Raw genomic sequence first — 12,925 nt, 5'->3', positions numbered from 1 at the left:
CCGCGCTGACCTGCGCAGACGGGGCGGGATGGGTGGCTTAACCCCCACTTAAGGATCACTTAAGCGCCCGGCGAAGCGTTCACTCGTACTTCACCACCCGTACCCGGGAGCCTCTTCCCTCCCATCGTGCGGCCTCCTAGCCTCACGATGCCCCCTGTCTCCTCGGCCTCATGCGCCTTCCTGTACCTCTCCCCATGTCCCTTCCCCGAAAGGCGACTTGACGCATGCGTCACCAACTCCTGGGCACGGCAAGACGGTTCGGCGTCGGAGCCGCGGCCGTGGCGGTATCGACCGCGCTCGCCGCGGCCGCCCCCTTCCCCGCCCCCGCTGCGGCGAGCGGCCCGTCCGAGCGGCCGTCCGCGCTCGTCGACCCGCTGATCGGCTCCTCCAACGGCGGCAACACCTACCCCGGCGCCACCCTCCCGTACGGCATGATCGCCTGGTCCCCGACCAGCACCACCGGCGACCAGACCAGCACGGGCGCCGCCAACGGGTACGAGTACGGCGCCACCCGCATCCGCGGCCTGAGCCTCACCCACGTCAACGGCGCCGGCTGCAACCCGGGCGCGGCGGGCGACGTGCCGATCATGCCGTTCGTCGGCGACGTCACCTCGTCCCCCTCGGCGGACACCAAGGACGCCGTGTACGCGTCGAACTTCTCGCACGCCGACGAGAAGGCCACCCCCGGCCGCTACACCCTCGGCCTCGCCTCCGGCGCCACCGCCGACCTGGCCGTCAGCAAGCGCGCCGGAGTCGCCGACTTCACCTTCCCCGCCGACCGCCCGGCGAGCCTGCTCTTCCGCGTCTCCAACTCCCTCAACGGCAGCCAGGACGCACACGTCGACATCGACACCGCCCACCAGAAGGTGACCGGCTGGGTGTACACCGGCGCCTTCTGCGGTCGGCGCGCCAACGGCGGCGTCAACAACCGCAAGAGCTACTACAAGCTCTACTTCAGCGCCTCCTTCGACCGCGCCTTCTCCTCCGTCGGCACCTGGCACGACAGCACCGTGTCACCCGGGTCGACGACCGCCTCCGGAGGCGAGGGCTACGCCACCGGCGCCGACCGCGCGGGACGCGGTTCCGGCGGCTGGGTCGGCTTCGACACCGCATCTGACAACGATGTCCGCATGCGGATCGGCATCTCCTACGTCAGCCTCGGGGGAGCCGAGTCCAACCTGCGCCAGGAGATCGCCCCGCACGCGCGCGTGGCCGACGTCGCCGAAGCCGGTGCCCACGCGTGGGACCGCGAACTGAGCACCGTACGCGTCGACGGCGGCACAGCGGCACGCCGCCAGACCTTCTACACGGCGCTGTACCACGCCCTCATGCAGCCCAACCTGATCAGCGACGAGGACGGCCGCTACTGGGGCATGGACCAAGCCGTGCACCGACTAGCGCGCGGGCAGCGGGCGCAGTACAGCAACTTCTCCGGCTGGGACCAGTACCGCGCCCAAATCCAGTTGCTCGCCCTCCTCAAGCCCACCGTCGCGGGCGACTTCGCCCAATCGCTCTACAACTTCGCGAAACAGAACGGCGGAATCTGGGACCGCTGGGTGCACATCAGCGGCGCCACCCACGTCATGACCGGCGACCCGACCGCCGCGACCCTGGCCACCTTCTACGCCATGGGGGTCCGCAACTTCGACTACAAGGGCGCCTTCGACTCCCTCGTCCACCAGGCCACCGTGCCCAACCCGGACGAACTCTCGGACGCCGGCTGCCCCGGGCAGTGCGTCGGCCAACGCCCCAACCTCGCCCAGTACATGACCTCCCACTACGCCGCCCAGGACGCGTGCCACTGCTGGGGCGGTGCCGCCGAGACCCTGGAGGACGCCGTCGCGGACTCCGCCCTCGGCCAGTGGGCGAAACTGCTCGGCCGTACCGCCGAGGCGAAGACCCTCACCGAACGCGGCGCCTACTGGCGCAACGTCTTCAACCCCGCCACCGGCTACATCCAGGCCCGCAACCTCGACGGCTCCTGGGTGGGCCCGTTCAACCCGGCGAGCGATCTCGGCTTCGCGCAGGGCTCGGCCGCCGCGTACGTCTGGATGGTCCCGCAGGACGTACAGGGCCTGGCCGAGGCGATGGGCGGCCGCGAGGCGGCGGCGACCCGGCTCGACGGCTTCTTCCACACCGCCGACGGCGCCTGGTCGGTCCGGGGCGGCGACGCGCTGCGCTACGACCCGACCAACGAGCCCGACATCCACGCGCCCTGGCTCTACAACTCCCTCGGCCGGCCCTGGAAGACCCAGGCGACGGTCCGCCAGATCCTCGACACGGCCTACGGCACCGGCCCCAAGGGCCTGCCCGGCAACGACGACCTCGGCACCATGTCCGCCTGGTACGTCCTCTCCGCCCTCGGGATCTATCCCCGCACCCCGGGCAGCGCCGACCTGCTGCTCGGCGCACCGCTGTTCCCGAAGGCGGTCGTCGACCGGCCGGGCCGCACGGACATCGTCATCACCGCCCCCGACGCCGACGACACCCACCAGTACGTCGACGCCGTACGCCTCGACGGCCGTGACCTCACGCGCGCGTGGACCGGCGCCGGCCTGACGCTCAAGGGCGGCAGGCTGGACTTCCGGCTCGCCATCGAACCCAACACGAGCTGGGGGATCGACCCGGGACAACTGCCGAAGTGATGCGCATCGAGTGACGCACTCCAGGTGACGCACACCGGCCCGGCGGAGTCCCGCTCCGCCGGGCCGGCCCGGAAATACGGTGGACGGGCGGGAGATCAACCGCCTATCGTGTGCGAGCACGCCCTGAGACCAGCGGAAGGAGGCGAGTGCCATGAGGTTCACAACACCCCAGCGCTCCCTCCCCGTTGACCCGGCGTGCCTCGCCTGACCTGACCGGGAGCGCTCCACGCAGCACCCCTCCCGGAGGAAACCCCATGACCGATCTGGTCATTCGCGCGCTCGACGAGAGCGACGCCCACCTTTTCGACACCCTTCCCGACGCCCTCGGCGCCCGAGCCGAACACCGCCGGACAACCTGGCGGCCCGACTGGCAGCGGGTGGCCCTGCGCGACGGCACGGTCGTCGCGCGCGCCGCCTGGTGGGGCGGCCCGAACGACACCGAACCCCTCGCCGTCGACTGCTTCGACCTGATCGAGGGCGAGGAGGAGGCCGGGGCCGAACTCCTGCGCAGCGCACCCTGGCGCGTCGACGTGGAACTGAACCTCCCCGCCGGCTGGCGCGACAACCCCGAGACCCGCACGGCCGCCGAGGCACGCTTCACCGCCCTGCGCGCGGCCGGTTACGACCTCCTGGTCGAGCGGTTCATCTACCGGTGGACCCCGGAGTGCGGCCTCCCCGAACGCCCCGGCCGCCTGGTCTTCGCCCCCGAACCGGACGACGCCGTCTTCTTCGACGCCCTGCGCCGCATCCACTCCGTCACCCTCGACGCCCACGCCCAACGGGCCATCCGGGAAGGGGGAGTTGACAAGGCCGCACAGGAGGAGATCGACTTCTTCCGCTGGTGCCCGTCCCCGCGCGAGTGGTGGCAGATCGCCCGCACCCCCGAGGGAGACCTCGCCGGCGTCCACATCCCGGCCCACAACCCGTCGGGCCCCTGCATCGGCTTCATCGGAGTCGTACCGGAGCAGCGCGGCCACGGCTACGCCCGCGACCTGCTCGCCGAGTGCACCCACTACCTCGTGGAACGGGGCGCCGAGTTCATCGCCGCCGCCACGGACCAGGGCAACTTCCCGATGGCCGCACACTTCGCGAAGGTCGGCTATCCGGTCATCCGGGAGCGGGCCAGCTTCCATTTCGTCGAGTAGGCGAGTAGTTGAGTAAGCGCGTCGCTTCGTAGATCCGTAGGCCATAAGGCGGTCGGCCCGGCCTGTCATCAGTTCCGGGCCGACTGTCAGTACCGGGTGCCATGCTGGCGGCAGGTCGATCTACGGCGGGATGGAGGCGGGCATGGGGTTCGTCGGCGAGGTGTGGCAGGTGCGCAGGGGCGAGGAGTCGGTCGGGGAGATCCTGATCGACGACGCCGACTTTCCTTGGCTCTCGGGCAAGTTCACCGCCGGTCCGGCGTTCGGTGACGTAGAGGAACTGTTCGCTCGGGAACTGGCCCTGACGAAGGCGGACGACGACGGGCACTGGGCGCGGTGGGAGGAGTCCTACGACGAGATCAGCCGACAGGTGACGCTGACCTCGCCGGACGGGCCCGTACCCGAGTTCCTGCTGCACATCGAGGGGGAGCGGGCCTGGTTCCGCTGGAGCGACGAGCCGTTCGACGAGGACGAGGAGCCGCCCGGTGGCGAGTGACCAGGCGACCGACCAGAGCGTCCGATCAGACAGGCTCGCTGTCCACCATCGCCTCGGCCTCGGCCAGGATCTCGGTGACCCGCTGCCCGAACACCGCGTCGCACGCGTGCGGCCGCCCCGTGCGTACGGCCTCGCTCAGCGCGTCGGCGGCTCGTACGAGGGCGGACACCGCGTCGCCCGAGCTGTCCGGAAGGCTGGTCACCCCGGCCGCGCCGCGCAGTTCGACCGTGGCTCCCGCCGCGGCGGTCGGCGCGGTGAGGCTCAGCGTCAGCGTGCTGGACGCACCGCCGACGTGGTCCAGGACCAGCACGACCGTGTCGCCGGGACCCCGCACGGCGGCGGCCACTCGCCGTGCATCACCGAGGACCGGCAGCAACACGGACAGGGCATGCGGGCCCACGTCCCACAGCGCGCCCTTCTCCTGCCGCCAGGCCGAGGCCGCGAACGGGCTGTCGGTGGTGAACACCGACCCGAGCCACTCGGCCCGAGCCGTGAACCAGCCCTCCGCTGCGGTCTGTTCGGCGATCCACGCCTCGGTCTCCGGCTGGAAGCGGGTGGTGAAGAACACCACCGACGCGACCCCGGCCTCCCGCACCGCGTCGACCACGGCCCGCCCCTGCTCCACGGTCGGCGCGAGGGGCTTGTCCAGCAGCAGATGCCGACCCGCCCGTGCCGCCCGCACCGCCAACTCGGCCTGGATCGAGGGCGGCAGGGCTACGGCGACGGCGTCCACGTCCCCGAGCAGGGCGTCGACATCGTCGTAGGCCGGTACGCCGTGCCGGTCGGCCAACTCCTTGGCGGCGTCGGGGCGGCGACCCCACACGCCCGCGAACTCCCACGCACCGTGCCCACTGAGGGCCGGGGCGTGAGCCATCTGAGCCCAAGGGCCGGTGCCGAGCAGTCCGATGCGCATAGCGGTGCCTTTCCACGGTCGAACCTGGTGACGAGACCGGGCCCGATCCGACCGGCCGGTCGCCGGTGAGCGTGCCATATGAACGGGGCGGGTGCGCAAGCCCTTACCGCGACCGGGCCTGCCGACCGACACACCGAGAACCTTGCGGATGCGATCCCCGTGCCCGGTTTCGTTGAGAGTGACCGGATGCCAGGGGGAGAACACCGCACCGTTGTCCTCGGTGGCCTTCAGCGGACCCGACCCGGGCACGGTAGCTGGACGGCGAGGAGTGCCGCTGGTTCAACGGCCCCCCCCGAAGTCCCCCTCGCGTCAGCCCAGTTGAGCCGCAGTGCATCCGCGATCCCGCGCAGCCGAACTCAGCCGGTCCTGGTCTCAGCCCCGGTCCCCGTCGCGAAAGCCCCACCGTCTCCGAACACCAACCGCGCGAAGTTCTCCCCGATACGCCGATGCCCCGCCGGATCAGGATGGACCTGGTCGGGCAGCGGCAGTTCGGCGTAGTCCTCCTCGCCGTAGAGGGAACGGCCGTCCAGGTAGTGCAGGTTCGGATCGTCGGCCGCTCGCTGTTCGACGACGTCGGCGAGTGCCTCGCGGATGACGGTGAGTGTCAGGCGCCCGAGGGCGCGTTCCGCCGGATCGCCCGTTGCCCTGAACCGCAGGGTGCCGCCGTCGGGATCGGGCATGAGGGGGCCGGGCGTGTCCTCCTGGACCGGGCAGAGGATGGCGGAGACGACCAGGAGCGGCGTGGTCGGATGGCCCTCGCGGATGGTGTCGAGGAAGCCGTGGACCGCCGGGGCGAAGGCGCGCAGGCGCATCGAGTCGGCGTTGACGATGTTGATGCCGATCTTGACGCTGATCAGGTCCGCCAGGGTGTCCCGCATCGCACGGGCGGTGAACGGGTCGAGCAGCGCGCTGCCGCTGAACCCCAGGTTTACCAGCTCCACTTGACCTCGGGCGGCAGCCAGGGCGGGCCAAGTCGCCGTCGGATGCGTGGCGTTCGAACCGTGGCTGATGGAACTGCCGTGGTGCAGCCACACCTTGCGCCCGTTGTCCGGCGCCCTCTCGACGGGGGCGTCGGTGCGCAGGGCGATCAGTTCGGTGGCCTCCGTGTGCGGGAGCCAGATCTCGATGTCCTTGTCGCCGGCCGGTAGGTCGGTGAACCGGGCGGTGCCGGGCCGCCCCTCCGTCAGCTCGTAGGACTGGGTCGCCATGTCGGTGATCGTGCGTACGTTGCCGCCGGACACCGTGGCCTGGGCGGTGAGACGGCCGTCGACGAGAAGGTCGTACACGCCGTCCGCCGGGGCCGGGAACCCCCGGTAGACACGCTTCGTGGGCAGCGTGTCCAGCTCGATCGAGGTCGCCCGGGTGCGGAAGACCAGCCGTACGCCGGAGGGCTGTGCCTCGGCCACGGCGAGTTGGTCGTCGGGGATCTGGCGGCGCGCCCGGGCGGGCAGCCGATGTGGCAGCAGACCGTGCGCGGTCGTCTCCACGTCGAGGAAGCCGCGCAGCATGTCGGTGGTGACGGGTGTGGTGATCGTGTCGTGGTCGGTGCTCATCGCCTCAGCCTGTTGATCAAGATGTCCGGAAGGGTGGTCAGGCCCTGAACTGAAATAGGTCGGACTCGGAATCGGAGCACGTCCAAATCGGGATCGGAGTGCGTCGGATCCGGAAGCGGGACGCGTCGGATCCGGAGCCGGGAAGCGCCGGATCCGGGATACGTCAGTCGTGGGGCGCGGCCCGGTTCCGCAGCAGCTCGTCGAGGGAATCCACGACCCAGGCCCAGGACTCACGCGCGTCCGGCGCGCTGTGCTCGAAACCCCCGGCCAGCTCCAGGCTGACGTAGCCGTGGAAGACGCCGCCCAGCATCCGCACCGCGTGCGTCTGGTCCGGTTCCGCCAGGTCGTAGCCGCGCAGGATCGCCCGGGTCATCTGGGAGTGCCGCACCCCGGCGCTGGCGGCCGCCGTCTCGGGATCGAGCCGGAGCCGCGCGGCCGCGTACCGGCCGGGGTGCTTCCGGGCGTAGTCCCGGTAGGCCTCCGCGAAGGCGGCCAGGGCGTCCTTGCCGGCCCGCCCGGCCACCGCGTCGGAGGCCCGGTCGGCGAGTTCCTCCAGCGCGAACAGGGCGATCCTGGTCTTCAGTTCCTGGGAGTTCTTCAAGTGCGAGTACAGGCTCGCGACCTTGACATCGAACCGTCGCGCGAGTGCCGAGAGGGTCACCTGGTCGAAGCCGACCTCGTCGGCCAGCTCCGCCCCTGCCAGGGTCAGCCGCTCCGGCGTCAGTCCTGCTCTGGCCATAACCATCCTCCCAATCGACGATAACCATTATGCATTTGCCTAAAGGGTTTAGGCAAACTAGCGTGCCGTTCATGAGACCACTGACCGAGCGGGAGATCCGCGCCGCCTTCGTGAACTGCACCAAGGGCGAGGCCAAGCGCCTGTCCGTGCCCCGGGATCTGGCCGAACGGCCGTGGGACGACCTGGACTTCCTCGGCTGGCGGGACCCGCAGGCTCCGGATCGCGCCTACCTCGCCATCGAGCTGGGCGACGACCTGACGGCGATCGCCCTGCGCAGCCCCGGTGTCACCTCCTGGCAGACGCGGCGCAGCATGTGCTCGATGTGCATGACCACGCACACCGGAGGCGTCTCGCTGATGACCGCCGCGAGGGCGGGCAGGGCCGGGCAGCAGGGCAACTCCGTGGGTGCCTACATATGCAGCGACCTCGCCTGCCCGCTGTACGTGCGCGGCAAGAAGGACGCGGGCGTCGGCGCACGGATGCCCGAGTCGCTCACCCTGGAGGAGAAGATCCAGCGGACCGTCACCAACGTCACGGCGTTCATCGCCAAGGTCGCCGCTCGCTGAGCGATCCCGAATTGACCGGTTCCGGCTGGGCGGTTCCGATTGAGCAGTCCCGCTGCTGGATGCGTTCGATTTCTTCTATTGGACCTGCGGACCCGGGCCGGACAGGCTGGAGGATGCGTCCTGCCCGTCGGTGACCCCGATCCGAGAACCCGGTTCGGGCTCCAGCGGTGTGGGACGGCACGTTTCCGCGTGACAGCCGGAGGAGGAGCACCCGCATGGACACCCGCCGTATCGGTGACGTCGAGGTCAGTGCGATCGGCCTGGGCGGTATGCCCATGTCGATCGAGGGGCGGCCGAACGAGGCACGCTCCCTCGCGACCATCCACGCCGCACTCGACGCGGGCGTGACGCTGATCGACACCGCCGACGCCTACCACCTGCACGCCGACGAGGTCGGGCACAACGAGACCCTGATCGCCAAGGCCCTCGCCTCCCACGACCGCGGCGCGGACGTCCTCGTCGCGACCAAGGGCGGCCATCTCCGCCCCGGGGACGGCAGTTGGACCCTGAACGGCAGTCCCGCGTACCTGAAGCAGGCCTGCGAGGCATCTCTGCGCCGGCTCGGCGTGGAGGCCATCGGGCTCTACCAGTTCCACCGCCCCGACCCGAGGGTCCCGTACGCCGAGTCCGTGGGCGCGGTACGGGAGTTGCTCGACGAGGGCAAGATCCGCCTGGCCGGTATCTCCAACGCCGACCCGGAGCAGATCCGGCTGGCGAACGAGATCCTGGACGGCCGACTGGTCTCCGTGCAGAACCAGTTCTCCCCGGCCTTCCGCTCCAGCGAGCCGGAGTTGGACCTCTGCGACGAACTGGGTATCGCGTTCCTGCCCTGGAGCCCCCTCGGCGGCATCACCCGCGCCGGTGAACTCGGCTCCGCCTACGCCCCGTTCGCCCGCATCGCCGAGAAGCACGGCGTCAGCCCGCAGCGCGTCTGCCTGGCCTGGATGCTCGCCAAGTCCCCGGTCGTCGTACCGATCCCGGGCGCCAGCCGCCCCGAGACGATCCGTGACTCGGCCGCCGCACCCGAACTCGCCCTCTCCGCCGAGGAGATCGCGGAGCTGGACGCCGTTTGAGAAGACCCTGATGTCTGAGGTGTAGGAGGGGCGGGCAAGGGCAGAAAGCGCTTGCCCGTCAACTGGCCCCAGGGGGCCGACCGGTCACAGGGGGAGGACCACCACCGATGGCATCGACCACGGAGAAACCGCTCGACCACCGCTACCGCGACGAACACCCGATCCGCACCCTCGCCTACCTCTTCCGCGCCGACCGGCGACAACTGGCCCTGGCCGTCGCCGTGTTCACGGTCAAGCACAGCCCCATCTGGCTGCTCCCGCTGATCACCGCGTCCATCATCGACACCGTCGTCCAGCACCAGCCGGTCAGCCGCCTCTGGACGAGCACCGGCATCATCCTGTTCATCCTGCTGATCAACTACCCCCTGCACGTGCTCTACGTCCGTCTCCTCTACGGCAGCGTCCGCCGCATGGGCACCGACCTGCGCTCGGCCCTGTGCACCCGCATGCAGCAGCTCTCCATCGGCTACCACTCCCGGGTCAGCGCCGGAGTGCTCCAGGCCAAGGTCGTGCGGGACGTGGAGACGGTCGAGCAGATGGTCCAGCAGACCGCGGAGACCGGGCTCGGCGCGATCACCGTGCTCACCGGCGGCCTGGTCATCATCGGCTTCCGCACACCGGAGTTCGTGCCCGTCTTCATCGTCGTCGTACCGGTCGCCGCGCTTCTCGTGTCCCGGCTGCGGTCACGCCTGCGCACCCACAACGAGCACTTCCGCCACGAGGTGGAGACCCTGTCCTCACGCGTGACGGAGATGACCCGCCTCATCCCGGTCACCCGCGCCCACGGCCTGGAGGGCAAGGCCCTGCGCCGCATGGACGGCACCCTGCGCCGCCTGCTCACCTCCGGAAACCGCCTCGACCTCCTCAACGGCCGCTTCGGCTCGCTGGCTTGGGTCGTCCTCAATGTCGTCGGCGTCCTGGTCCTCGCCGGCGCGGCCCTGGTGTCGTACTACGGCGTCTGGGGAGTCACCGCCGGAGACGTCGTCATGCTGAGTGCCTTCCTGACCACCCTCACCAACTCCACCACGTCCCTCACGACCCTGGCCCCGGTCATCACCAAGGGCCTGGAATCGGTCCGTTCGGTCGGCGAGGTGCTCCAGGCCCCCGAGTTGGAGGACAACGAGGGCAAGGCGGAGGTCACCGGGGTACGCGGAGCCGTCACCTTCCGACATGTCGGCCACGCCTACGACAACGACCAACTCCGGCCCGCCGTGCACGACTTCACCCTCACCGTCGCACCCGGCGAGACGGTCGCCCTCGTCGGCGCGTCCGGCGCCGGCAAGTCCACCGTGCTCAACCTCGTCATCGGCTTCATCCGCCCCACCACCGGCCAACTCCTCCTCGACGGCACCGACATGAACACCCTCGACCTGCGCACCTACCGCCGCTTCGTCTCGGTCGTCCCCCAGGAGTCGATCCTCTTCGACGGCACGATCCGCGACAACGTGGCCTACGGCATGGACGACGCCGACGAGGAGTCGGTGCGCGCGGCGCTGCGGGACGCCAACGCCCTTGAGTTCGTGGACAAGTTGCCCCAGGGCCTGGAGACGCTGGTCGGCGAGCGCGGGGCCCGGCTGTCCGGCGGCCAGCGTCAGCGCCTCGCCATCGCACGGGCGTTGATCCGCGACCCCAAGGTGCTCGTCCTGGACGAGGCGACCTCGGCCCTGGACACCCGCTCGGAAGCCCTCGTCCAGCAGGCCCTGGCCCGGCTGCTGCGCGGCCGTACGACCTTCGTGGTCGCCCACCGGCTGTCCACCGTCCGGGGCGCCGACCGGATCGTGGTGATGGGCGACGGGGAGATCCTGGAGGTCGGCACGCACGACGAACTCCTGCGCCGGGGCGGGGCGTACACGGCCCTGCACAGCGGGCAGGTCGCCTGACCGGATCTCGCCGCCGTCCGGTTGGAACGGCGCGGGCTGGGCACACGGAGCGAAAAGCGAGAGAGGGGCGTTTCGTGCTGGTGCCGGACCCGAAGGCCGTCAGAAAACTGCTCACCCGGTACGCGGTGCTGCGCATCTCCCAGGCGGAGCGCCACCGACCGCAGGCGGCCGCCGAGTTGAACGACGTCGTCTACACCCTCTGCGTGATGATGGGCACCACCGGCATCCGGGAAGCCATCGTCAAGGCGGACACCCTGTTGGCGGCGGCGCGCAGCACACCGGGAGGCGTGGTCGCGGACGGCCGCGCCGCGGCGTAGAGCCGTCGGTAGATCCGTCAGGAGAAGGCCACTTCGGGGACCGCCCTGCCGTGGAACGCCGAGCGGTACGCCTGCGGACTGGTGCCGACGACCCGGCGGAAGCGCTCGCGGAACGCGGTGGGGGAGCCGAACCCGGCCTGCTGGGCGATGCGTTCGATGGTGTGGTCGCTGTTCTCCAGCAGATACTGGGCGCGTCGTACGCGGGCCCGCAGCAGCCACTGAAGCGGTGTGCTGCCCGTCTGGTCGCGGAAACGGCGGCTGAACGTCCGCTCGCTCATACCCGATCGCGTCGCCAGCGCCCCCAGGGTGATCTCGTGGGAGAGGTTGTCCTCGATCCACTGGAGAAGCGGTTCGAGGGTCGAGCCCTGCGGGACCGGCGGGTGCCGGTGGACGATGAACTGCGCCTGCCCGCCCTCGCGTTCGAGCGGCATGACCGACAGCCGGGCCGCGTCCGCGGCGACCGCCGAGCCGTAGTCCCGCCGGATGACGTGCAGACACAGGTCGAGCCCGGCGGCGGCCCCGGCCGAGGTGAGGATCTGCCCGTTGTCGACGTACAGCACATCAGGCCGCACCTCGACCAACGGGTAGGTGCGGGCCAGTAGTTCGGCCGCCACCCAGTGCGTGGTGGCACGCAGCCCGTCCAGCAGCCCGGCCTCGGCCAGCACGAAGGCGCCCACGCAGATGGACACGATCCGGGTACCCGCCGCTGCCGCCTCCCGCAGTGCCGTCAGCACCCGGGCGGAGGGCGGCGCGGCCCGCTCCGAGCGCCCCGGGACGATGATGGTGTCGGCGTCCACCAACGCTTCGAGCCCATGGTCGATCCGCAGCGCGAACCCGTCCGTCCGCACGTCCGGCGTCTCGGCGCACACCCGCACCCGATAGGCGTTCCGCCCGTCCGGCAGCCGGGTACGGCCGAAGACCTCCATCGGTGTCGCCATGTCGAACGGCACCACATGATCGAGAACGAGGATCGCGACGGTGTGCATGAAGTCCACGATAGACGAATTCCCGCCAGGGGAGTGGCAGGGGATTTTGCCACGACAGCCTTGTCAGAGCTGGTGGCGAGAATCCGTTGGAAGCTGTCGTTTCAGCCTCTGTGCCCCCACGCCGGACGTCCCTAACCTGGGCCGGTGACCAAGATCCTTCTCACCCTGCACGTCCTGGCCGCCATCGTCGCGGTCGGCCCCGTGACCGTCGCCGCCAGCATGTTCCCACCGGCGGCCCGCCGCGCCCTCACGGGCCCGGACGGACCCGACGCGGGCGTGACGACCGTACGACTGCTGCATCGCATCTGCCGTGTCTACGGCGCCGTCGGACTGGCCGTGCCCCTCTTCGGCTTCGCGACCGCTTCCGCCATGGGCGTCCTGGGCAGCGGCTGGCTCATCGCCTCCATCACCCTCACCGCGGTCGCGGCCGGCATCCTGATCGCCTTCGTGCTGCCGCGTCAGGACGAACTCCTGGAACAACTCGGCACGCAGCGGCCCGTGGAGCGTTCGGGGACCGTTCAACTCGCCATGTTCACCGGCATCTTCAACCTGCTGTGGGCGACCGTCACCGTCCTCATGATCATCCGCCCGGGCTCGACCACGGGCGCCTGACCG

12 protein-coding genes are annotated in these 12,925 nt (G+C 70.5%); 8 read left to right on the top strand and 4 right to left on the bottom strand.

The genetic code is table 11. The annotated features are described in order from the left end of the window. The first annotated feature begins 224 nt into the window (after positions 1-224). From OG407_RS03250 to OG407_RS03240, 3 genes are all read left to right on the top strand, one after another. Positions 225-2,645 carry a GH92 family glycosyl hydrolase gene (locus OG407_RS03250; RefSeq protein ID WP_405854800.1) on the top strand — a complete coding sequence of 807 codons (2,421 nt, stop codon included), beginning with the start codon at positions 225-227 and terminating at the stop codon, positions 2,643-2,645. Positions 2,646-2,899: 254 nt separating this feature from the next. Beyond that, the gene (locus OG407_RS03245) at positions 2,900-3,790 is read left to right on the top strand and encodes a GNAT family N-acetyltransferase (protein ID WP_405854798.1); all 891 of its coding nucleotides are present in this window, start codon (positions 2,900-2,902) and stop codon (positions 3,788-3,790) included. A 142-nt stretch (positions 3,791-3,932) separates the two neighbouring features. Then, positions 3,933-4,283, top strand: coding sequence for a hypothetical protein (locus OG407_RS03240; RefSeq protein WP_405854796.1), 351 nt, complete (start codon positions 3,933-3,935; stop codon positions 4,281-4,283). Positions 4,284-4,308: 25 nt separating this feature from the next. Here the strand turns inward: OG407_RS03240 and OG407_RS03235 are convergent, their stop codons facing one another. The 3 genes from OG407_RS03235 to OG407_RS03225 form a co-directional block, all read right to left on the bottom strand. Next, positions 4,309-5,196: a Gfo/Idh/MocA family protein gene (locus OG407_RS03235; protein WP_405854794.1), complete on the bottom strand. Its 888-nt coding sequence runs from the start codon at positions 5,194-5,196 to the stop codon at positions 4,309-4,311. Between the two features lie 356 nt (positions 5,197-5,552). Continuing rightward, entirely contained in the window at positions 5,553-6,749 is a 1,197-nt protein-coding gene (locus tag OG407_RS03230) for a GDSL-type esterase/lipase family protein (protein WP_405854792.1), read from the bottom strand. Positions 6,750-6,912: 163 nt separating this feature from the next. Then, positions 6,913-7,488: a TetR/AcrR family transcriptional regulator gene (locus tag OG407_RS03225; protein ID WP_405854790.1), complete on the bottom strand. Its 576-nt coding sequence runs from the start codon at positions 7,486-7,488 to the stop codon at positions 6,913-6,915. 71 nt (positions 7,489-7,559) lie between these two features. Between OG407_RS03225 and OG407_RS03220 the strand changes: the two genes are divergently transcribed. From OG407_RS03220 to OG407_RS03205, 4 genes are all read left to right on the top strand, one after another. After that, positions 7,560-8,054 carry an FBP domain-containing protein gene (locus OG407_RS03220; protein ID WP_405854788.1) on the top strand — a complete coding sequence of 165 codons (495 nt, stop codon included), beginning with the start codon at positions 7,560-7,562 and terminating at the stop codon, positions 8,052-8,054. A gap of 215 nt (positions 8,055-8,269) precedes the next feature. Further along, entirely contained in the window at positions 8,270-9,127 is an 858-nt protein-coding gene (locus tag OG407_RS03215; RefSeq protein ID WP_405854786.1) for an aldo/keto reductase, read from the top strand. A 107-nt stretch (positions 9,128-9,234) separates the two neighbouring features. Further along, positions 9,235-11,007 carry an ABC transporter ATP-binding protein gene (locus OG407_RS03210; RefSeq protein WP_405854784.1) on the top strand — a complete coding sequence of 591 codons (1,773 nt, stop codon included), beginning with the start codon at positions 9,235-9,237 and terminating at the stop codon, positions 11,005-11,007. 74 nt (positions 11,008-11,081) lie between these two features. Beyond that, the gene (locus tag OG407_RS03205) at positions 11,082-11,324 is read left to right on the top strand and encodes a DUF5133 domain-containing protein (protein ID WP_328685681.1); all 243 of its coding nucleotides are present in this window, start codon (positions 11,082-11,084) and stop codon (positions 11,322-11,324) included. Positions 11,325-11,341: 17 nt separating this feature from the next. Here OG407_RS03205 and OG407_RS03200 read toward each other — a convergent pair whose 3' ends face one another. Further along, a complete protein-coding gene (locus OG407_RS03200) occupies positions 11,342-12,310 on the bottom strand; it encodes a GlxA family transcriptional regulator (RefSeq protein ID WP_405854782.1) in 969 nt (322 codons plus the stop codon). Positions 12,311-12,454: 144 nt separating this feature from the next. Here OG407_RS03200 and OG407_RS03195 point away from each other — a divergent pair, with 144 nt between their 5' ends. After that, positions 12,455-12,922 carry a hypothetical protein gene (locus tag OG407_RS03195; protein ID WP_405854780.1) on the top strand — a complete coding sequence of 156 codons (468 nt, stop codon included), beginning with the start codon at positions 12,455-12,457 and terminating at the stop codon, positions 12,920-12,922. Positions 12,923-12,925: the final 3 nt, after the last annotated feature.

The sequence above is a fragment of the Streptomyces sp. NBC_01515 genome, assembly GCF_045040345.1.
Taxonomy (GTDB): Bacteria; Actinomycetota; Actinomycetes; order Streptomycetales; family Streptomycetaceae; genus Streptomyces.
Note: the sequence above shows the minus strand (reverse complement) of the source record. Positions and strands in the feature narration are given on the sequence as shown.

Bases quoted from the DNA above. Each gene is read 5' to 3' on its own strand.
- OG407_RS03250 (WP_405854800.1), top strand. From the start codon at position 225: ATGCGTCACCAACTCCTGGGCACGGCAAGACGGTTCGGCGTCGGAGCC.
- OG407_RS03245 (WP_405854798.1), top strand. From the start codon at position 2,900: ATGACCGATCTGGTCATTCGCGCGCTCGACGAGAGCGACGCCCACCTT.
- OG407_RS03240 (WP_405854796.1), top strand. From the start codon at position 3,933: ATGGGGTTCGTCGGCGAGGTGTGGCAGGTGCGCAGGGGCGAGGAGTCG.
- OG407_RS03235 (WP_405854794.1), bottom strand. From the start codon at position 5,196: ATGCGCATCGGACTGCTCGGCACCGGCCCTTGGGCTCAGATGGCTCAC.
- OG407_RS03230 (WP_405854792.1), bottom strand. From the start codon at position 6,749: ATGAGCACCGACCACGACACGATCACCACACCCGTCACCACCGACATG.
- OG407_RS03225 (WP_405854790.1), bottom strand. From the start codon at position 7,488: ATGGCCAGAGCAGGACTGACGCCGGAGCGGCTGACCCTGGCAGGGGCG.
- OG407_RS03220 (WP_405854788.1), top strand. From the start codon at position 7,560: ATGAGACCACTGACCGAGCGGGAGATCCGCGCCGCCTTCGTGAACTGC.
- OG407_RS03215 (WP_405854786.1), top strand. From the start codon at position 8,270: ATGGACACCCGCCGTATCGGTGACGTCGAGGTCAGTGCGATCGGCCTG.
- OG407_RS03210 (WP_405854784.1), top strand. From the start codon at position 9,235: ATGGCATCGACCACGGAGAAACCGCTCGACCACCGCTACCGCGACGAA.
- OG407_RS03200 (WP_405854782.1), bottom strand. From the start codon at position 12,310: ATGCACACCGTCGCGATCCTCGTTCTCGATCATGTGGTGCCGTTCGAC.